The organism is Geoalkalibacter ferrihydriticus DSM 17813 (genome assembly GCF_000820505.1).
GTDB classification, from domain to species: domain Bacteria; phylum Desulfobacterota; class Desulfuromonadia; order Desulfuromonadales; family Geoalkalibacteraceae; genus Geoalkalibacter; species Geoalkalibacter ferrihydriticus.
The window spans coordinates 431,177-451,228 of the sequence record NZ_JWJD01000002.1 but is presented as its reverse complement, the minus strand read 5'-3'; the positions used below and the strand labels follow the sequence as shown (position 1 = coordinate 451,228).

21 protein-coding genes are annotated in these 20,052 nt (G+C 59.5%); 8 read left to right on the top strand and 13 right to left on the bottom strand.

Going from position 1 to position 20,052, the window contains the following annotated elements; all coding sequences use genetic code 11:
* Positions 1-13 precede the first annotated feature (13 nt).
* Genes GFER_RS08225 through GFER_RS08215 form a run of 3 tightly spaced genes read right to left on the bottom strand, consistent with a single transcriptional unit; the run spans position 14 to position 2,377 of the window.
* Positions 14-1,159 carry a DUF362 domain-containing protein gene (locus GFER_RS08225; RefSeq protein ID WP_040098252.1) on the bottom strand — a complete coding sequence of 382 codons (1,146 nt, stop codon included), beginning with the start codon at positions 1,157-1,159 and terminating at the stop codon, positions 14-16.
* A complete protein-coding gene (locus GFER_RS08220; RefSeq protein WP_040098250.1) occupies positions 1,156-1,551 on the bottom strand; it encodes a secondary thiamine-phosphate synthase enzyme YjbQ in 396 nt (131 codons plus the stop codon). Before GFER_RS08220 ends, GFER_RS08225 begins: the two co-directional genes overlap by 4 nt.
* Positions 1,514-2,377: an esterase/lipase family protein gene (locus GFER_RS08215; RefSeq protein ID WP_052446205.1), complete on the bottom strand. Its 864-nt coding sequence runs from the start codon at positions 2,375-2,377 to the stop codon at positions 1,514-1,516. Before GFER_RS08215 ends, GFER_RS08220 begins: the two co-directional genes overlap by 38 nt.
* A 144-nt stretch (positions 2,378-2,521) precedes the next feature.
* On the opposite strand from GFER_RS08215, the gene GFER_RS08210 reads away from it, so the two are divergent.
* Together GFER_RS08210 and GFER_RS08205 are read left to right on the top strand one after the other, a co-directional pair.
* Entirely contained in the window at positions 2,522-3,424 is a 903-nt protein-coding gene (locus tag GFER_RS08210) for a tyrosine recombinase XerC (protein ID WP_040098248.1), read from the top strand.
* A 146-nt stretch (positions 3,425-3,570) separates the two neighbouring features.
* Positions 3,571-4,173 carry a peroxiredoxin gene (locus GFER_RS08205; RefSeq protein ID WP_040098246.1) on the top strand — a complete coding sequence of 201 codons (603 nt, stop codon included), beginning with the start codon at positions 3,571-3,573 and terminating at the stop codon, positions 4,171-4,173.
* Positions 4,174-4,219: 46 nt separating this feature from the next.
* Here the strand turns inward: GFER_RS08205 and GFER_RS17645 are convergent, their stop codons facing one another.
* The 8 genes from GFER_RS17645 to ccsA all read right to left on the bottom strand — a co-directional run bounded on the left by GFER_RS17645 (position 4,220) and on the right by ccsA (position 12,588).
* Entirely contained in the window at positions 4,220-5,239 is a 1,020-nt protein-coding gene (locus tag GFER_RS17645; protein ID WP_161807399.1) for a glycosyltransferase, read from the bottom strand.
* Positions 5,236-6,057, bottom strand: coding sequence for a carbohydrate deacetylase (locus GFER_RS08195; RefSeq protein WP_040098244.1), 822 nt, complete (start codon positions 6,055-6,057; stop codon positions 5,236-5,238). The genes GFER_RS17645 and GFER_RS08195 overlap by 4 nt, the downstream gene beginning before the upstream one ends.
* Before the next feature lie 185 nt (positions 6,058-6,242).
* Entirely contained in the window at positions 6,243-7,829 is a 1,587-nt protein-coding gene (locus tag GFER_RS08190) for an acetyl-CoA hydrolase/transferase C-terminal domain-containing protein (protein ID WP_040098242.1), read from the bottom strand.
* A 348-nt stretch (positions 7,830-8,177) separates the two neighbouring features.
* Positions 8,178-8,927, bottom strand: coding sequence for an outer membrane protein assembly factor BamD (locus tag GFER_RS08185; protein WP_040098240.1), 750 nt, complete (start codon positions 8,925-8,927; stop codon positions 8,178-8,180).
* Positions 8,928-9,111: 184 nt separating this feature from the next.
* Positions 9,112-9,966 carry an RNA polymerase sigma factor RpoH gene (rpoH, locus tag GFER_RS08180; protein ID WP_040098238.1) on the bottom strand — a complete coding sequence of 285 codons (855 nt, stop codon included), beginning with the start codon at positions 9,964-9,966 and terminating at the stop codon, positions 9,112-9,114.
* Positions 9,967-10,101: 135 nt separating this feature from the next.
* Entirely contained in the window at positions 10,102-10,539 is a 438-nt protein-coding gene (locus GFER_RS08175; RefSeq protein WP_052446201.1) for a response regulator transcription factor, read from the bottom strand.
* A gap of 180 nt (positions 10,540-10,719) precedes the next feature.
* On the bottom strand, positions 10,720-11,769 hold the full coding sequence (locus tag GFER_RS08170) for a cytochrome c biogenesis protein ResB (RefSeq protein WP_040098236.1): 1,050 nt from the start codon (positions 11,767-11,769) through the stop codon (positions 10,720-10,722).
* A gap of 15 nt (positions 11,770-11,784) precedes the next feature.
* Complete coding sequence (gene ccsA, locus GFER_RS08165) at positions 11,785-12,588, bottom strand: cytochrome c biogenesis protein CcsA (RefSeq protein ID WP_052446199.1); 804 nt, start codon at positions 12,586-12,588, stop codon at positions 11,785-11,787.
* 150 nt (positions 12,589-12,738) lie between these two features.
* On the opposite strand from ccsA, the gene GFER_RS08160 reads away from it, so the two are divergent.
* Genes GFER_RS08160 through GFER_RS08145 form a run of 4 tightly spaced genes read left to right on the top strand, consistent with a single transcriptional unit; the run spans position 12,739 to position 16,413 of the window.
* Positions 12,739-13,554 (top strand): 6-carboxyhexanoate--CoA ligase, encoded by an 816-nt coding sequence (locus GFER_RS08160; RefSeq protein WP_200889305.1) that lies wholly within the window; start codon positions 12,739-12,741, stop codon positions 13,552-13,554.
* Complete coding sequence (bioF, locus tag GFER_RS08155; RefSeq protein ID WP_052446197.1) at positions 13,554-14,753, top strand: 8-amino-7-oxononanoate synthase; 1,200 nt, start codon at positions 13,554-13,556, stop codon at positions 14,751-14,753. The genes GFER_RS08160 and bioF overlap by 1 nt, the downstream gene beginning before the upstream one ends.
* 50 nt (positions 14,754-14,803) lie before the next feature.
* Positions 14,804-15,607, top strand: a complete 804-nt coding sequence (locus tag GFER_RS08150) for an alpha/beta fold hydrolase (protein WP_040098235.1) — start codon at positions 14,804-14,806, stop codon at positions 15,605-15,607.
* On the top strand, positions 15,604-16,413 hold the full coding sequence (locus GFER_RS08145; protein ID WP_040098232.1) for a methyltransferase domain-containing protein: 810 nt from the start codon (positions 15,604-15,606) through the stop codon (positions 16,411-16,413). Before GFER_RS08150 ends, GFER_RS08145 begins: the two co-directional genes overlap by 4 nt.
* 42 nt (positions 16,414-16,455) lie before the next feature.
* On the opposite strand, the gene GFER_RS08140 is transcribed toward GFER_RS08145, so the two are convergent.
* Positions 16,456-17,628, bottom strand: a complete 1,173-nt coding sequence (locus GFER_RS08140) for a class I SAM-dependent rRNA methyltransferase (RefSeq protein WP_040098230.1) — start codon at positions 17,626-17,628, stop codon at positions 16,456-16,458.
* A 5-nt stretch (positions 17,629-17,633) separates the two neighbouring features.
* Positions 17,634-17,921 carry an ArsR/SmtB family transcription factor gene (locus tag GFER_RS08135; RefSeq protein ID WP_040098228.1) on the bottom strand — a complete coding sequence of 96 codons (288 nt, stop codon included), beginning with the start codon at positions 17,919-17,921 and terminating at the stop codon, positions 17,634-17,636.
* 213 nt (positions 17,922-18,134) lie between these two features.
* Between GFER_RS08135 and GFER_RS08130 the strand changes: the two genes are divergently transcribed.
* Positions 18,135-19,082 (top strand): calcium/sodium antiporter, encoded by a 948-nt coding sequence (locus tag GFER_RS08130; RefSeq protein WP_052446195.1) that lies wholly within the window; start codon positions 18,135-18,137, stop codon positions 19,080-19,082.
* Positions 19,079-20,008, top strand: coding sequence for a DUF3108 domain-containing protein (locus GFER_RS08125; RefSeq protein ID WP_040098226.1), 930 nt, complete (start codon positions 19,079-19,081; stop codon positions 20,006-20,008). The genes GFER_RS08130 and GFER_RS08125 overlap by 4 nt, the downstream gene beginning before the upstream one ends.
* Positions 20,009-20,052 lie beyond the last annotated feature (44 nt).

Below are 20,052 nucleotides of genomic sequence, written 5' to 3'. Positions count from 1 at the left end.
TTCTATGGAGGATTCAGGTTTGGGGCGCACGGAAAAGAAATCGGCTGAGGCGCAGCAACAACCCCTGGCGGGTCAAAATTGCCCCGCTCGGGCAGAGTTCCTGACAGCAGAAACAGCCGATGCAGCGCTTTAAATCGATGTGTGGCAGGTGTTTGTTCATGGCCATGGCAGTGGGTGGACAGTGTTCGATACACAGGCCGCAGCCGCTGCAACGCTGTGCATCGATGGCGGGAAGCGCTGAGAGAGAGCGTCGCAGGTGGCGGCGCAGCAGGGGCGGCACACCAAAACTCACATCGGTCGCCTTGGCCGGGCGAAAGCTGCGTGGGCGCAATGCCTGAGGATTGGTGCCCAGGACTTCAACTTCTGTCAGAGCCGCCCCGGGGAGGCTTTGGGCACAGGCGATTTTCTGCGTCCAGCAGTCCGCGGCCTCCAGGCCCAGGAGTTCGAGGGCCGCTGCATCGACCGCCAGGGGATTTTCGCCCGCGAGCAGGGCGCCCACGGCAATGGGGTCGCCGCTGCCGGGACCATCGCCTTGCATTGCCACGACCGCATCGACGATGGACAGGGCGGGTTGCAGGTGCCCGGCAAGATCGAGCAGCATCTGCGCAAACTGGGCCTTGTCGCTTCCGGCCTGGAGGTGCAGCTGAGGTTTGCGCATACCGACTACGGCGCCGAAGAGATTTTTCACGGCGCAGGTCAGCCCCATCATCTGATGGGTTTTGAGTTTGGGCAGATTGATGATGAGGTCGGCTTCAAAGACCTCGCGGGCCAGTTCGAGATGGTGAAAGGTTGCGCCCGGATGGGAGGCGGGCAGAGATTCCGCAAATGGCACCAACCGCGCCCCGGTTTCTTCGACAACGGCGAGAATCCCGCATTTGCGCGCGACCTGCACACAGCTTCCAACCCCGGGAGAATCGCCGACCAGGGCTTCGCCTCCGGCGTCCTGCACCTGGCGGATCACCGCGCGCACGATTTCCGGATGGGTGGTGACGGCTCGATCCGGGGATTTCCCGGCCAGCATGTTGGGTTTGATCAGCACACGCTGCCCGGGCTGGACGAAAGCGACCATGCCGCCCAGGGGAGCGAGAAGCTCGGTAAGGGCCGTTTCACATGCCGCCCTGTCGTAGGATGCCAGGGGGTGCAGGACGACTCGGTTCATGCTGGAAGGATCTGCAGGAACACCTGGCGGGAGCGCGGGCCGTCGAATTCGCAGAAATAAATTCCCTGCCAGGTGCCCAGCACGGGCTCGCCGTTTTCAATGAGCAGGGTTTCGCCGGCACCGATCAGGGAGCTTTTGATGTGGGCGTCGCTGTTGCCTTCGGCGTGACGATAGTTGCCTGACAGGGGAACCAGCCGCTCAAGGCCGGCCAGCATGTCCGTCACGACGTCGGGGTCGGCATTTTCGTTGATGGTGACCGCCGCGGTGGTGTGAGGGACAAAGAGCACGGCCATGCCCTGTTTGACTTCTGATTTGGCGATGAGACGCCGGATTTCGGCCGTCATTTCGATCATTTCAACGCGTTTGCGACTTTGGATCTGGATTTTTTTCATCGGTGTCTTTCCACAGGATGTCGATCAGGTGGTTCGTAACGCGGCGGCTGTAAAGCAGGCACGAGTGGCCAATTCCCGAAACCTCAAGGCTGGGGGTCTCGGGCAGAATGGCTGAGTCGGTGGGAATGACCAGGTTGTCGTGCCGGCTGTAAAGACTGGTGAAACTCACCCCGGTGGGGAGTTCAGCCGTGCTCAGACGTTGCAGAAAGGGTGAGCCGGGCATCAGCACCCTGGCCAGAGGAGTCAGCGCAAAGGGGGCCAGACGCGAGCCGGCATGGGGGGTGGCAATGCAGATGCAGTGGCGGACCTTGTCGGCGCCGCCCCGCAGTTGCACCAAATTTCGGGCGATAAGGCCGCCCAGGGAGTGCCCGATCAGGTCAACGCGCTCGACACCGTGCGCGCGGCGGATCTCATCGACTTTTCCGGCGGCCAGTTCGGTTAAGGGCTCAATGTCGGATCGCCAGGTGTTGAGGTTGAGGGTGTAGATGGGGCCCAATCCCGCCTGCTCCAGACGGCGCTTGAGCAGCCACCAGCAGGAGCGGTTGTGAAACAGGCCGTGCAGCAGCAGGATCGGCCGGCCTTTTCCCGCCGGCAACGACCGCTCGCGCAGCCAGCCGGAGGGATGAACCACCACGGTCAGTGCCAGGCTTAGAGTCTCGCGTACCAACAGGCCTGCGGCAAATGCCAGGTTGGTAGGCGCGAAGCGTGTCTCTACCTGTGCAGGATTGTGGTTGGCTGTTTCGTACCAGGCTATGATATAACTGAGCAGAACAAAGAGGCCGGTGCCGGCAAAAAGCAGAATAAGCACACTGATGAGAAACGTCATGGCAGAGTCCTTGGGTCAAAAAAAAATCAAGGATAAAGGTTTCCTGACAACATTTGCTTGCGGTCGGTGTCGCGGCGATATTATGGCATGGCGTTCCGGAAGGGTCAACGCGATCCCGATCCCACGTCGGCACGGGCAGCCGCAATGATTGAATGTATCGCGCGCTTTGAGCGCTACTTGCAGCTTGAGCGTGATCTCTCGATCCACACCCTCAAAGCTTATCGGCGCGACATCGAAGGGTTGCGCCGCTTCCTGAGTGAATTTTTCGGGGTGGAATCTCCCACTCTTGAGCATCTGCGGCAGGTTGATGTGCGTCTGTTGCGTACCTATCTTGCGCGTCTCGGCAAAAGCTGCCGGCGCGCGACTGTCGGTCGCAAGGTTGCCGCCCTGCGCACCTTCTTTCGTTTTCTGGTGCGCGAGGATCTGCTGACGGCCAATCCCGCAGAAATCCTCGTGACTCCCCGGCTTGATCAGTATTTGCCGACACCCCTGTCCGTCGATGAGGCCTGCGTCCTGATGGAGCGTACCTGCGGAGACGATGCGCTGCAATTGCGTGACCGCGCTATTCTTGAAACCCTCTACTCCTGTGGTCTGCGTGTCAGTGAGCTGACCGGTCTCGATGTCGGCGGCATCGACCTTGAAGAACGGTTGGTGCGCGTACTCGGCAAGGGGCGCAAAGAACGGTTGGTGCCCCTCGGGCGCAAAGCCTGCGAGGCTCTGGTTCGCTATCTTGAGCACCGGGGTTGGCCCCAACCTAGCGAACCGCTGTTTCTCAATCATCGCGGGGGACGCCTGACGTCACGTAGCGTCGAGCGCAATCTGAAAAAACAACTGATTCAAGCCGGAATTGCCCGCGATGCCACACCCCACAGCCTGCGTCACAGCTTTGCCACGCACCTGCTCGTCGAAGGCGGTGCTGACTTGCGCGCCATTCAGGAATTGCTCGGCCACGCGTCCCTGTCCACCACGCAGAAATACACCAAGGTAAGTGTTGATCATTTGCTCGCCGTCTACGACCAGGCCCATCCCCGCAGCCGAAAAAAATAACCCGGCAAGCCTTGAGATCCTCAGCTTTTCACTCTGGTCAAGCAAGAGAGACAAAAAAGGTCATCTTTTGCTTGACAGTGCGCTCCCTATGGATAAAATCATGCGCAGAGTCATTTTACCGAAACAATCTTGAAAGGAGATTTTCCATGGGTGTTCTGGTTGGCAAGAAAGCGCCTGACTTTAAAGCTGCGGCGGTTATGCCCGACGGTTCGATCAATGACAACTTTCGGCTGTCCGATTACAAAGATAAGTACGTAGTGTTGTTTTTCTATCCTCTGGACTTTACGTTTGTCTGTCCGACGGAGTTGATCGCCTTCAGTCGCCGCATCGAGGAGTTCGAGGATCGCGGAGTTCAGGTCATCGGTTGCTCCGTAGATTCCCAGTTCACCCATGTGGCCTGGCGCAACACCCCGGTGGAAGAGGGTGGAATCGGCGCGGTGACCTATCCCCTGGTTGCCGATGTCAAACACGAAGTCTGCAAGGCCTATGATGTCGAATTCGACGAGGCCGGGGTGGCATTCCGTGGTTCCTTTCTCATCGACACAGGTGGCGTGGTTCGCCATCAGGTCGTCAATGACCTGCCCCTGGGGCGCAACGTCGACGAGATGCTGCGCATGGTCGACGCCCTGCAGTTTACCGAAAAGTACGGTGAAGTCTGTCCTGCCGGCTGGAACAAGGGCGAAAAGGGCATGGTACCCGACAAGGCGGGCGTTTCTTCTTACCTTGCTGCTGAATCGCACAAGCTCTGAGAAACTGTTTTTTTCCCCTTCAATAAAAAGCAAGCCGGCCGGTGAGTTATCCCGGCCGGCTTACTTTTTGGACAAGGCCTAAAAGCCCTTTTTCCAAAACGGCCGTTTCACGTTCTGGGGAAAAAGTCTCTCCGTCGGGTTGCGAAAGGCGCAGACGCAATTCATGGCAGCGCAGCAGCTCTCCGGCCTTTTGTGTAAATTCCCCCGGCGTGCTGCAGCAAAATCCGTTGACGCCGTCCCTGACGACCGCCAGATTCCCCGCAATTGCCGTGACCAGCAAAGGACGACCCAGGGCTGCGGCCTCGGCTACGGCATTGGAAAGCCCTTCACTGCGGGAATTATTGAGAATCACATCGGCTTCCCGGTAAGCTGCAGCCATGGCTGCAGGGGGAATGACGCCGAGATGGGCGGCCCAGGGACAGCGCTTCAGGGCGGCGAAAAACGCGCGACTGTAATCGGGCTCAAGGCTGGGCCCGCAAAAGGCCAGGCGAAAGGGGATTTCCGACGCGGCGAGGGGCGCGAAAATTTCAAGAAGCTCTAAATTGCCTTTAACCGGACGCAAGCCCGCCGGATGCAGAAAGACCAGGGTTTGTTGCGAGACGCCAAGCGCGCCTCGCAGAGCATAGCTCTGGCGACCAAGCCAGATGCCGGGCGGCAGGTGATGCAGGCGGGGCGCCAAGGTTGGAAATCTCTGCCTCAGCTCAGTGACCGTTTGTGCGGCCTGCGCGAAAATGGCGCCGGCCTGACTGAGAACCCGGTGAATAACCGGGGCTTGGCCTGCATCATCCAGTCCGCCGTGGATATCCGTTCCGGTGAGAAGCACCGTGAAGGGAAGGCGCGGCGCCGCATCCAGCCAGGGCGCCCCACAACGATAAGCATGTAGAAGGACTGCGACCTGGGGTTGAAAGTTTTGGCAACAGTTTTTGATTTCCGCGGCGCCGTTAGCTCTGGTGGCCAGTAGGCGCACCTGGTGTTCCCGTTGTCGTAGTCCCCGGCACAAACGTTCGGCGGTCACGGAATTGCCCGTGGCTTGGGGTTGGTCCGGCAAGAGGATGAGGATTCTCACGGCAGGTCTCCAAAGTTGATCAACTGGATATCGCGCTCCAGGATGCGCCGGGCGACACTCGGGTGGCAGAGCGCCCGATGTTCCAATATGCGGGCAGGTCCGGAAAAGGGATTCTGCGAGTCGATGTCGCCGGGGTGTACCATCAGTTCCCAAAATCCCTGCGGAATACGTTCCAGAAGCCCGAGCAGGACCTGGGTGTTCAGCCGGTTAAGGCAGCTCATTCCCCAGAGCCCCTCAGGGGTGGAAACTCCGGCGGCCCGGCATTGGCTGTGAAAACTGGGTGCCAGGCGGCGATAAAGAGCCATGTCCATGCCCAGAGGCCCCGGCGGATCCCCTGCGGCGGCCTCTCCTGGGGAGGGTAAGCGCAAGCAGCGCAGACCGAAACAGCCGATGACCTCAAGGAGGGCACCCCCGACACAGCCAAACAGGCAGGTATGCTGGTGTGTGTCCACATGATCAGGCAAAAGCCCCAGTTCCAGAATGCGGCTGATCTGTGCGGCAATCTCCTGCTCAAGGTCGGCAGAGGACACTTGGCCCCGTAGAAAAGCACGTCGTGCAGCAAGTTTTCCGGGAAATTCTCCTGCAGCATTGGTCAAGCCTCTGATGGCGCCGCTCAGGCTGCGTCCTTCAGATAGATTCACATGGACCCCCACCGGCAGTTCAAGACGGAATGCTTCCCGGGCGGCCTCGGCCAGGGTTGGGCCGTTGGCGAGCAGAGAAGCACTGGTCAGGATGCCATGCCGGTAACAGTCAAAAATCGCCCGGTCTGTCAGCCTGCCGCTACCGAGGTCGTCGGCGTTGACGATGAGACGAATCATGCGCCGAGTCTAGCATGGACTCTTTCCTGAGGGGAGTCGGTAGAGGGCTGAAAGCAAAAAAAGCCCCGCCGGAATCCGACGGGGCAAAGTCATGCTGAAAAAGCAGGTTTGAAATTTTTAGCTGTTCAGCAGGCACCGCAAACCTAGGCGGGATTGCGCATTGCCGCTGAACCGTTGATGGATTTCTATTCGCACAAATCGATCTTGATGTCCCAGTTCTTGATCCTCATGGTGCCGTTAGCGGCCAGGTTCTGCTGCATCTTGAAGGCGCGGTCAAAGAGTTGCGGCTCGTGGCCGATGCCCTTGGCCAAGCACTCCTTGGATGCCATTTCCAGATAATCATTCAGGATCGGTTTGTAATCGGGGTGCGAGCATTTTTCAATGATGAGCTTGGCGCGATCCTTCGGGGCCATTCCGCGCAGATCGGCCAGACCCTGCTCGGTGACCAGAACGTCGAGGTCGTGCTCGGTGTGGTCGACATGCGGTGCCTTGGGAACCACGCAGGTGATCCCGCGCGGGTCGGTCTTGGACGGGCGCGTCGACGGAGTGTGCATGATCTTGAGAAAGCCGTTGCGCAGGTAGTCGCCCGAACCGCCCAAGCCGTTGATCATGCGGGTGCCGCCGACCAAGGTTGAGTTGGCGTGGGCATAAATATCGAATTCGACCGGAGTGTTCATGGCGATGACGCCCAGGCGGCGAATCGGCTCCGGTGCGTTGGAGATGGAAAGGGGGCGCAGCACGATCTTGTCGAAATACTTCTCCCAGTTGTCGAAGAACCGGGGGAATCCGGGAGTTTCCGAGAGCGACAAGGAACAGGCCGAGGCAAAATTCAGGTTGCCGCCGTCGAAGAAGTCGAGCATGGTGTCCTGCAGAACTTCCGTGTAGACCGACAAGTTGGTGAAGGGGCCTTTGGCCAGGCCGCCGACAACGGCGTTGGCGATGGAGCCGACGCCCGACTGCAGGGGCAGCAGGTTCTCGGGGAGGCGGCCTCTCTTCACTTCATGGGCGAAGAATTCCATGATGTGGCCGGCGATGGCTTCGGAGGTGTCGTCCATTTCCGCGAAGGCACGGCCTTTGTCGCGGCGCTTGGATTCAACAATCGCGACGATTTTCTCGGAATCGCAGGGAACGTAAGGGGATCCGATCCGGGTATGTGCTTCGGTGATCAGGAAGGGGGCACGATGCGGCGGCTTTTGCTGCATGTGGATGTCGTGCATGCCTTCGAAGGAGGGTTGTCCGGTGTTGACTTCGATGATGATCTTGTCGCACAGATTGATCATTTCGGCAACGATGCCGCAGGAGGTGGTCAGAGCCAGTCCGCAATCTTCGGTGATGGCCGACACTTCAATGATGCCGATGTCGTAGCGGCCGTTCTCGGTGTAGAAGCCGTAGCTGATGTCCTGGGCAAAGTGACCCAGGTGCTTGTCGCCCATGCGGATGCGGCCTTCGTTGATTCCCTTGGCGATGTTTTTGCCGGTCTGATAGGGCCAGCGCCGGTCGATCATGTCGAGGGTCGCCCAGCGGTCTTCGGTTTCCGCGCCGACGGAGGCACCGACGAAGAGGTTGAATTTCATCTGACCCTGCAGGTTGTTTTTCTCCACATGGTCGGCCAGGGCGATGGGCACCTCTTTGGGGTAACCGGCGGGGGTGAAGCCGGACCAGGCAAGGTTCATCCCAGGCTTGAAGTATTGAATAGTGTCTTCGGCCTTCATCACCTTGCTGAGCAGGGACTTGCGACGAACGCGACTTTCCAATGTGCCGTACTCGGACATTTCTCTCTCCTCCTGTTAATTAAGTAGGACAGGCGCTGCGTGGCAAAGTGCCACGTCAGTTTTAACATCACTTAAAAAAAATTGCGGGTGAAACATACGTTCGAGGTGAAGCTAGAAGAAAAATAATATTTAATTCCAACCGAGTTGCCTGGATCGTATACAAGATTCAGGCCGCTCTGAAGTCCACATGCATGCCGACTAAAATCGCGTTATATTTAAAATATTTCCTCTTATAGTATGCTGTAAACGGCAAGTCAAGGAAAAAGATTGTTTTTACTTTTTGTGGTAAAAGGGGCGCGCGAAGGCGCAAAAAAGGCCCTTGAGAAGGGCCTTGGAAGGAGTTTGTTTTTAGTAGGCGCGGGCGATAATTTTTTGCGCCCGGGGCACATATTGGCTCTTGGGAAATTCTCGGAACAGGGTGTTGAAAGTGTCAACCGCCTGCTCGCGCTGGTTGACTTCCAGGTAGGCGCGACCGAGATAGAAGTAAGCCTCGTCGCGCTCGAAAAAATTGGGGTATTCGGCAAAGAGATTTTCCAAACGACGAATGGCGGCCTGATACTGGCCGCTACGAAAATAAAAGCGGCCGACGTAAAGTTCGCCGGCGGCAAGCTGATCGCGGCAGCGTTGCATCAAAAAACCGACCTCTTCTCTTCGTGGATCATTGGGGAATTTGGTCGTCAGCATCTCGAAGGTGGCAAGAGCGTTGCGTGTCGCCGTCTGGTCGCGGTCGATGCTGAGCATTTGCCGGTAGTAAGACAGGCCCAATTGATAAAGCACATCGGCGCTGCGGGCATGATCCGGATGCTGACGAAGAAAGTCCTCGTAGGCTGCCGCCGCTTCCAGGTAGCGTTCGGCGAGAAAATAGGCCTCGGCAATTTTGAGTTCGGCAATGATGTTGAGTTCCGGAGAGAAATAGCTGTCGCGCACCTTCTGCCAGGATTCGATGGCCTGGTCATAGAGTCTGCGCTCAAAATAGTCCTCGCCTTCCTTGAGGTAGTGCTCGGCGGTCTGCGGTGCCTGGGGTTGCTTGGGGTTGCAGCCAAAAAGCCCGCTGCCAAGGATCAGGAGCACGGCCAGCAAAATGTTTTTTTTCAGCATGAGGGCGACCTCTGTCGTAGGGGGAGCGTCAGCGGGGGCGGTAAATGCCGCAGGCTTGCGGCCAACCCGATTGCAAGTCAAATGTAACTGCTCGGCATGATTGGCAGTGCGGTTGAATAGTAGCAAAAAAACACATTAACCCAGGCTGGTTTTTGTGTCAACGCGCGCAGCGCACGTTCCCCTGTCAGCTTTCAGCGTTGGCCGGTGCGAGGTGTTCGCGCATTTTGCGCATGGCGTTTTGCTCTACCTGGCGCACCCGTTCGCGGCTGATGCCGTAATCATCGGCGATCTCCTGCAGGGTGCGCGGTGAGTCACTGAGAATGCGCTGGTTGATGATGCTTCGCTCGCGTGGATTGAGAGTCTTGAGGGCAGAGCGAACCTGGGTCGAGCGGACCTGGCTTTGCTGTTTTTCAGCGAGTTGCTCTTCCTGGTTGTCGCGTTGATCGGCCAGAGTGTCGAGCAGGCTGTAGTCGCTGCCTTCGCTGAGTTCGACATTGAGCGAGGTGTCGCGCGCGCTCATGCGCAGCGCCATTTGTTCGACTTCCTCATCGCTTACTGAGAGTTTTTCGGCGATCTGAGCGCTGTCCGCCTCGGTGTCACGATTGCTGCTGAGCAGGGCGCGGGTCTGGCTGAGCTTGAAAAACAGGCGCTTTTGGGCCTGGGTGGTGCCGATTTTGACCAGCGACCAGCTGCGGATGATGTAGTTGTGGATGTAGGCACGAATCCACCACACGGCATAGGAGATCAGACGGATGCCGCGTTCTGGGTTGAATTTTTTAACCGCCAGCATCAGCCCGATATTGCCTTCCTGAATCAGGTCGAGAATCCTCAAGCCGTAGCCGCGATACTCGTTGGCGATTTTGACAACGAAGCGTAGATTGGCGCAGATCAGACGATGTGCCGATTCGATATCGCCACGCTTGCGGTAGCGCATGGCCAGATCGTATTCCTGCTGACGACTGAGGACGTCGAAGCGGTTGATCTGCTGCATGTAGTGGTCAATGCCGTCGTGAATGGTCGGAAGAAGTGTTGTACTCATGTGCGGAAATCTCCACGGCCGGATATGATTTGTTAGCACTCGGTCTTGCTGAGTGCTAAATATAGCAAAGAGTGTCCTTGCGGGCAAGATGCGGTTTAGATTCCGGTGTGGGCCCGGAGGCTGTTTGGGCGGAAATCAGAATTTGAATCGTTTTTTGCGCTGTGGGGCGGCGGATTTTTTCCCGGTCACCGGCGGCCGCGTTTTTGCCTGTTGCAACAGGCTCTCCACGGCAGTCTGCAGGGCCGTGCTGGTGAAGGGCTTGGCGAGGTAGATCTGGGCGCCGCAGCGAAAGCCCTGGCGGAAATCGCCGAGGTCGCTTTTGGCGGAGACAAAGGCGACAGGAGTGGATTTGACTGTTTCATTACGGCGAATCTTGTCGGTCAGGGTAAATCCGTCGCAGCCCGGCAGCATGACGTCGAGCACTACCGCGTCGGGGCGTTCGCGTAGAATCAGTTCGTAAGCCTCCAGACCGTTACGGGCCACCAGCGTTTCATAACCCAGTCGCTGCAGGACCTTAACCTGCAGGGTGAGAATGCCCGGATCATCTTCAACACAGAGAATTTTTGCCTGCATCTCAGCTTATTTCCCCTCAACTCAAGGTTGCGCGGTGATCGGATCACCTCACAAGGATCCTGCGACCGCTGTATGTGTTCATTAAAAGTTTGGACAGCCTAGCAGAAAATTCAGCTCGTTGCCACCCGAAAGCGATGCCGCCGCGGTCTGCGGCGTATGCTGAACAGGTACGCGAAGTTTTTAAAGAATGTCGGGACGATCGTGTCGGCGCCGTTTGGCATAATAGGAGAAAATGGCGATGAAAACCCCGGCGCACATGGCCAACCCACCGACCAGAGCCATGCGCGCACCCGGGTCGTGGTTGATGGTCAGGATCGAGTAGGTGCGCAGCAGCGGTTCGGTAGGCCGCAATGCGAGGCCCCGCTGCACCAGTGGTAGAGGCGGCCCTTCGCGCAGAAGGTACCAGCCCTCCCAGACCGTCTCCTGTTCCGTTCGCAGTTCCAGGTGCAGGGCTGGAGCCATCAGGCCTCCGCCCAGGGGCAGCACGCGGTTGCCCATGCGTCGGGCGTTGGGCAGAAATTCCTTGACCAGGAGCACTTCGCCGCCGGGCAGGGCCAGGGTCTTTCCAGGTTCCAGAGCCACTTGCCCGCGGCCGGGCACGAGGAAGCGAAACCCGATCGCCTCGCGGGTGAAACTGGCCGCCACAACGACCAGGCCGCGATGCATAAGGGGATGGTTGGTGCGTGCTTCGGCGGACTTGACGACCTGATCGCCTTTGAGCAGGGTGAGGTGGTTGATCATGTCGAGGGGGCGGCGACCGGTTTCATCGAACACCGGCTGAAATTCATCCAGTCGTAGGCTCAGCCCCGCGTGATGGGGCAATTCCAGTGTTTCGCCCACGGCCAGGTGATTGCCTGCGCTCCGGTAGCCGGAAATATTCCCCCAGAAAAACGCCAGCAGCAACAGGCAGAAGCCGAAATGGATCAGGTACTCGCCGGTCTTGCGCCAGCGGGTGCGCAGGCGCAGCAACCAGTCGATGAGGCAGCACAGGGTGTTGATGGCAAAGGCGATCAGCAGAACGGCGGCGATGGGCATCCACAGCGTGTGCCAGGGGGTGCTTTGCGCCGCTTCGGGATACCAGCTGCCGAGGGTAACGCGGTCCAAATCGCCGAAGGCCGCAGGGTAGTAATGCATGATCAGGGATCCGATCATGATCACCAGGGTTGCCAGGGATGCGAGCACGATGGCCAGCTTGAGCGAGGTTAGCCAATTCCAGATTTTAATAAACATGGGTCACTCTTTGCTTTATTCCAAGGGGTGATTGCTTTGCAGCAGCAGGCCGATGCCGAGGTAGGTGAACAGCACCACGCCAAAGCCGGCGATGGAGAGCAGCGCATAACCTTCGCCTTGCCAGCGGCGGACGAATTTGGCGTGGCACATGCCGGCATAGAACAGCCAGACGATAAAAGACCAGACGCCCTTGATGTTCCAGGAGAACCAGTGTCCCCAGGCCACATAGGCCCAGATGCTGCCGCTGATCATGCACAGGGAGAAGAATACGAAGCCCAGCAGGATCGCCTCTTCATTGTGGCGCCGCAGCAGCTCACGCGGCGGCATGCTCGCCGGTCGTAAGAAGCGCGGCATCAGATAAGCCATGGCGACCGAAAACGCCATGGCGAACATGGCGTACCCCATAAAGGAAAACGCCACATGCATGGTGAACAAGGGAGTGTCCAGAGCGGGGATGAGGGGCGAAATCATCGGGCCGCGCCGCAGGGCACCCACCAGCAGCAGCATGGTCAGGCCCAGAACGAACAAGCCGGCGGCGCCGATGCGGTAACGCAGTTCGAAGTACAGAAAAGTGCCGCCCATGGCCCAGCTGAAAAAAAACAGGGTGGAGAACAGATTGGTGACCGGCAGATAACCTTCCTGGATCCAGGCCGCACCCAGATAGAGGGTTTGTCCGGCAAACGCGATGCCGGTCAGGGTCAGGGCGCAACGGCGAAGAGTGGGGCGCTCGCCGCCGAGCAGAAAGAGTTGCGCAAACGCGGCTGCCAGGTACAGGGTCAGGGATGCCTGTAGGAGCAGCACTGATTCGTGATTGAACATGATGGCCGAAATGTCTCCTTTCACTTGCTTGTGCTGATAAATGTGATGAGGGTAACACAACCTTAATGCCCGGAAAAGTTTTTCCGGACTTCAGGTGAAGGATGCTTTGTCAACCCTCGCCCCGGTCTCGGTTGACAGGGTTGCGGACGCATGCTAATTTTCTCTGCCATGAATACAGAACTCTACAGCGTACGCATGCATGCCACGCGTGAGGGCGCCCACCTTTCCGGGGGGGAGCGCCTGGTGCCCGCGGGAGAAGTTGAGCAGGCCGCCGCCATGCTGGTGCGCCGTGCCTTGGCTCATCCCCGCGGACGAGCGCAGACTCTGCGCCTGGCCGTTGACCTGGTTGGTGCGGCACAGGTGGTGCGTGGACGTTTGCCCGACGTGCGCACGGTGTGCGTCGCCGATTTTCATGCCGGGCGCGATCTGGCAATCGAGCTTCTGCAGCGGTCCGGGGTGAGTGAAGCTGCGGCGCGCGGCGCTTTGGCGCAGCTCGTCCGGGGGGGCGCACCGGAGGGCAAGAGCATGCGCGGAGCCATGCTGGTCGGTGCGCGCGATGGTCGGCGTTATGAGCCTGACGCAGGGCGCGGCGTGCGTGTGACCCGAATGGATTTAAGCGCCGCGGCGCAAGCGCGCCTGCGCGCCGGGCTCGCCCATTACGCCCTGGATAGTATCCATGTCCGCGAGGCGCTGGTGCTGGCCGCCAAGGTTCTTGCCGCTCCCGGGATGCTCGCCGAACTCTGCTGGTCGGATGATCCCGATTACACGACGGGCTACGTCGCCTCCCCGGCCCTGGGCTATGTGCGTATCAGTGAGCTCAAACCCCGTGGCGACGAGCGGGGCGGCCGCGCCTTTTTTGTCGATGAACAGGCTGTTCATTTTTCTGACCTGATCAGCTTTCTTGAACAGCAGGTTTTTTTGGTTGAAGAGATCGGCGCCATTCATCCGCCCCAGGAACGCATTTGATGGAGAACTGGCGGCGAAACCTCGAAGAGTTGGCGCGCGCAGGCATGTTGCGCTCTCTGCGCACCATTGAGGGTGTGCAGGGTCCACGCGTTAGGCTCGATGGGCGCGAGGTGCTGTTGTTGTGTTCCAATAACTATCTGGGTTTGGCCGGGCATCCGCTACTGGCCCGCGCCGCCGCCGCGGCAAGCTTGGATCTGGGCACCGGCAGCGGTGCCAGTCGTCTGGTTTCGGGAAGCCTGGCGCTGCATGAGGAACTCGAAGAGCGCATCGCCGCATTTAAGGGCAGCGAAGCCGCCCTGGTGTTCAATTCCGGCTATGCCGCCAACACCGGTATCCTGCAAGGCTTGGCCGGACCCGAAGATATCATTTTCTCCGACGCCCTCAACCACGCCTCGATCATCGACGGCTGTCGCCTGTCGCGGGCGCGGACTTTGGTCTATCCTCATCGTGACGTTGACGCTCTGGAAACCCTGATGAAGCGGGAATGGCCCCAGCGTCGCGGGCGTTGGTTCATTGTCACCGACGGGGTGTTCAGCATGGACGGCGACATGGCGCCGCTGCCCGCCCTGGCCGACCTCAAAGAGCACTACGATGCTTTGTTGATGGTGGATGACGCCCATGGCACCGGTGTTCTCGGCGCTACCGGACGCGGCAGCGCCGAAGCGCTGGGTTGTCTGCACCGCATCGACCTGCACATGGGCACCCTGGGCAAGGCACTGGGCGGTTTTGGGGCCTTTCTTGCCGCGCCGCGCGTGGTGGTCGACATCCTTGTCAACCGCTCACGTCCGTTCATTTTTTCCACCAGCCTGCCGCCGGCGGTGCTCGCCGCGGCCATCGCCGCCTTTGAGCTGGTAGGCGGGGAAGAAGGCCGCCACAGACGCGCCACCCTGCAGGCCAAGCGGGAAATTTTCGCCGCCCCCCTGCGCGCGGCCGGACTGGACTTATGCGGCAGCACCACTCAGATCGTGCCGATTTTAACCGGCAGCCCGCACCCGACCATGGCAGCGGCTGCCGCGTTGCTCGAAAAGGGGATCTTTCTTCAAGGCATCCGTCCGCCGACGGTGTCCGAAGGGCGCTGTCGGCTGCGCGCCACGATCATGAGTGATCATGACCCTCAGGAACTTGCGCAGGCCGCCGCAACGATCATCGAGGTTCTGCATGCAAGCCCGTCTCCGGATCCTGGCTCTGGTCCGCATTGATCCGATTTTATCCCTGTCATTTGCCTTTGGCTGATGCCTATGGAGAGCCCATGAACACTCTGACTCTTGCCGACGGTCACACCCTGTCTTATCGTGACGCAGGCCAAGGACCGCCTCTGGTGCTGCTGCATGGCTGGTCTTTGTCCGCAACGGTGTTCAGCGAAATGATTGAAGGTCTCGCCGCGGATTTTCGCGTACTGGCTCCAGATCTGCGCGGTCATGGTTCGTCCGATTGCGCCCCTGGTTTCGGACTCGAGGATTTTTCCGCCGACCTGCGGCAATGGCTCGACGCCCTGAATCTCGACACCTTTTATCTGGGTGGCTGGTCGCTGGGGGGGCAGGTGGCGCTGAAACTGGCGCAGGTTGAACCCCAACGTATTGAGCGTCTGTTGCTGGTGGCCACCACCCCGCGCTTCTCCAATGCCGAAGACTGGATTCATGGCCTGCCCGACGTCCAGGTGCGCAGCCTCGCGCGCAATCTGCGGCGCGTCTATGAAAAGACGCTCGGCGATTTTTTTGCCCTGCAGTTCGGCCCTGAAGAAATTACTCCGCAGCGCTATCGTCAGATCCTCGCATTCGCCGTGCGCCCAGGTCGTGTTCCGGCCCCGGAGGCAGCCCTTGCGGCTCTGGAAACCTTGCGCCAGGTCGATCTGCGCGCCGACCTGCATACCCTCGGATGCCCGACGCTGGTGGTGCATGGGCGCAACGACGCCATCACCCCCGTGGCGGCGGGGCGTTATCTGGCCTCCGCTATCCCCGACGCCCGGCTGCATGAATTGGCAGATGTCGGCCACGCGCCCTTTTTCAGCCGCCCCGAACAAATTCTGTCCCTCTGGCGCGAGTTTCTGTCATGAGCGCAGTCTTGCTGCGCCAGGTGCGGGAACACTTTTCCTGCCATGCCGCCGACTACGATCGTTTTGCCAAGGTGCAGAAAATCGTCGCCGCGCGGCTCGTGGATGAAGCCTTGCCCCTGGCCGATTCCGGGCGGGTCCTCGATGTGGGAACCGGCACCGGAGAGGTGGGCCGGTGTCTGCTCGAGCAGAATCCCGATCTTTCTCTGGTCATCTGTGACATCGCCCCCGGCATGACCCGTCATGCCGCTGCGGTTCTGCCTGGAGCGCTGGCTGTCGATTGCGATGCTCAGCTGCTGCCCTTTGCCTCGGGGGCTTTTAGCTTGGCGTTGTCCGCCTCGGTCTACCAATGGATGAACGATTTGCCCCAGGCCTTTGGTGAGGCCCAGCGGATCCTCGCTGCGGGTGGGCTGTTCGCCTTTGCCCTGTTCGGCGCGCAGACCCTGCACGAGCTGCGTTATTCCCATCGTCAGGCGGTTGCCGAGGTCAATGCTTTGGGGCGCTCGCACGTACAGGAGTTTCCTGGGCGTGAAGGGGTCGGAGAGGCCTTGGCGGCGACGGATTTCAGAATCCTGAGGTTGTGGAGCGAGCGGGAGGTGGAGTGGCATGCAACGGTGGCCGATCTGCTGCGCGCCCTGAAGAAAATCGGAGCCCAGAACGCCAGTGACCACCGCCCTCCCGGGTTGGCATCGCGCCGGGTCATGCAGCGCATGAGCGAGATCTACGGCGAGCGTTTTGCCTGTGACGGGCGCATTCCTGCGACCTACGAAGTGATCTACGGGCTGGCGAGAGCGCCGTTAAAGCTCTAGGCCGGCGCAGGCGGCGCCTTGGGCGCGTATACCGGTGCGCCTTTAAACGGCCTGCAGGATGGCGCACTTGAGATATTCGGTTTCGGGGCAGGCAAGAAGCACCGGATGATCCAGGGCCTGGCCACCCACCTCGATCAGACGCAGGGTGCGCCGCGCCTTAAGCGCGGCCTGGCGCAGGGTGTCGAGGAAGAGATCGCGCTGCATGTGATGGGAGCAGGAGCAGGTGAAGAGAAAGCCACCGGGCTCCAGCAGTTCAATGGCGCGGCGGTTGATGGTCAGGTAGCCGCGCACGGCTTCCGTCAGACGTTTCTTGCTTTTGACGAAGGCCGGCGGGTCGAGCACGATCGTGTCGAATCGCTCGCCGCGTGCGGCCAAGTCGCGCAGCACTTCAAAGACATCTCCCTGGCGGAAACTGCAGAGTTGCGCCAAAGCGTTACGCGCGGCATTACCTCGGGCCAGATCGAGAGCACCGGGCGAGATGTCGATGCCGAGCACCTCGCGTGCGCCGAAATGGGCGGCGTGCACGGCCCAGGCTCCGGAATAGCAGAACAGATCAAGTACCCGTCCGCCCGCAACCCGCTCGCGCAGAGCCATGTGGTTTTCCTTTTGATCAAGAAAATGCCCGGTTTTCTGTCCGCCGAGAATGTCCACGGCAAAGGACAGGCCGTTTTCCCTGACGACCACCTCCTCGGGAACCTCCCCCCTGAGCACCTCAATCTGTTGGGGCAGTCCTTCCAGGTCACGCACGCCGACATCGTTGCGCGCTACGATCGCCTGGGGTTGCAGAAGCTCCTGCAAGGCGCCCACAATCAGGCTACGTCGTTTGTCCATGCCCAGGCTGAGAAACTGTAGAGACAGCACCGGGCCATAGCGATCCACCACCAGCCCAGGCAGAAAATCACTCTCCCCGTAAACCAGGCGCAGGCCGTCGAGGTCGCCGTAAAGCGTGCGGCGATAGGCCAGCGCGCGGCTGATACGCTCGCGAAAAAAATCGGCAGAGTCTATATCTTCACGGCGGGTGGAGAGCAGGCGGATGCTGATGAGGGACTGTGGGTTGAAATGACCGACGCCGAGGAATTCACCCTTGGCGGTATGCACCGCGACTGCGTCGCCGGGAGCGGCCTGCCCGTCAACCCGGGCGATCTCGTTGCTGAAGACCCAGGGATGACCGGTGCGAACTCTTCGCTCGCGACCGGCTGAGAGAAAAACATCCATGAGGATCAGGTACGCCGGCCGAAAAGGGCGGAGACGATATCGCGCGCTTCCTCGGAGACCACGTGGTAGAAAACCTCGACACCCTCACGACGGCCCTCGATGATGTGCTTGTTCTTGAGTAGGGCAAGATGCTGGGAAACGGTTGCCTGGGGTAACCCGAGACATTCCCAGATCTTTTTTACATTACAGGTTTGGGAAATAAGGCCGGCGACGATCTTGAGCCGCACCGGATGGCCGAGCACCTTGAGGATTTCAGCTTCCCGGTCAAATGTGTGAGATTTATCGAATTCCATGCCAGGATTGGTCTCCGCGCGAGATGTTGACAACGTTGGTCAATAATTAATTCGGCTAATTCTATTATTGCAAGATATGGATGTCAAGTCGCCGTCCTGCAAGGGCGACAACGATAGTGTCTTGCGCTTGCCGCAAGGATCGCTTAATCTTTGGCACCAGCCCCCTGCGGGGTCCTTAACGTTTTTCACTCAAGTATCTTGCGGTGTCGATTCATGGATATGGTTCTGACCGTTCTGGTGTTTTTCGCCGGACTTCTTTTGCTCTATTATGGCGCCGAATACCTGGTCACCGGCAGTTCGCACCTGGCTTTCTCCTTCGGTGTGCGGCCCCTGATTGTCGGCATGACGGTGATCGCCTTTGCCACCAGCATGCCCGAACTCATGGTGTCGCTGCTGGCAGCGTTCAAGGGATCTTCCGATATCGCCGCGGGCAACATCATCGGCTCGAACATCGCCAATGTCGGCTTGATTCTCGGCGTCGCCGGCCTGATGATGCCCATGACCGTGGCGCGCAGCACTCTGATGCGGGAAATCCCTTTCATGATCGGGGTGTCCCTGTTGCTCTACCTGTTCGTGCTGGATGGTGTACTGGGCTTTGCTAACGGGCTTATTCTGTTTCTGCTGCTCATCGGGTTTTTGCTCTACTGCTTGCGCACCGCGCGTACAGGGTCCGTGGTTGAGGTGGATGCCGAGGCACCTCGGGGAAGGCCCGGTGAGTCGCGCCGGCGCCACCTGGTGTTCATCGGCCTCGGTATGGTCGGCCTCGGCGTGGGGGCTGAGCTCATGGTGCGCTCGGCGGTGATCATCGCCACCGCTCTGGGTATTTCCGAACTGGTCATCGGCATGACGGTGGTGGCGCTGGGAACCAGTCTGCCCGAGTTGGCGGCCTCGGTCGTGAGCGCCTGGAAAGGAGAGATGGATCTGAGCGTCGGCAACGTGATCGGCAGTAACATTTTCAACGTTCTCTTTGTCCTCGGCATCTGCCCCATGATTCGCCCGTTGAGCATCGACCCGTCCGTGCTGCGCTTCGAATTACCCATCATGCTCGCCTTCAGCATCGCCCTGATCCCCTTGCTTCTGCCTGGGATGAAGCTCGACCGACCGCGCGGCGCATTGCTGCTGACCGCTTACTTGATTTTCATCGGAGTTCTGTTTGTATGAAAATAGCCATTCTTCGTCCGATTTTTTTGTTCGCGCTGTTGCTCGGGGCAGGATCAGGATTTTCGGGGCCCGCTGCTTGTGCCGAAGATGAATCCGCAGTCGCGACCGTCACCACCTCGGATGTGGCCGCCGAGGTTGAGGCGGCAGATTCTGTCGACCCGCTGGCATCCGAACCCGCCGAACCCGAGGTGACGGCTCCCCTCGTGCTTCAGGAAGAGGATCCGCTGGCCGCCATGGTGGGCGAATCGCTGCCCTATGATATCTCGTTTTTATGGTTCAACCGGCTGGCTCATGCCCGCCTGAGCTTTGTTCCCGGGCAGGAATCCGGAACATACCGGGCGACGCTCGACACCAACACTCGCGGACTCGCCGCCACTCTGACCCGCAATCGCAGCGACGTCTTCTCCTCGGTGATGGAGCGTCTGCCCGATGGGCGGCTGCGTTCCCTGGTCTACGAGTCCCAGACCACCCGCGGGCGGGGTAGCAGTCGTGCGACCCGTATCAGCCGCTATACCTACAATTATGCCGAGGGCGAAATCTACCGCGATCGCATCCGCGGCGGAGAACAGAGCCGCGAAGTTTACGAAATGCCCGAGGATGGTTTTTTCAACGACGTACTCACCGCCTTTTATAATTTTCGCGCCGGTTATTTCGGCGAAATCGTCCCGGGTGGGCGTTATGAAATTCCCACCTTCACCCGCCATGGATCCGGATCGATCATCGTGCAGGTCTATGCCGAAGGCCACCGGCCGTTTGGCACGGACTTCCCCAGTAGTGGCATTCTCTGTCGCGTCGAAATCGACGAGGAGATCTTCGACACGGGCGACGGCGACGTTTATGTCTGGTTCGATGACCTGGGGCGGCCCGCCATCGGAGTCGTCGAGAATGTTCTCAATGTGGGCGACGTCCGCGGCCGCCTGCTTTAGGCCTTAAATCCACTGATATCAACAAAATCATGTTTATTGCGGAG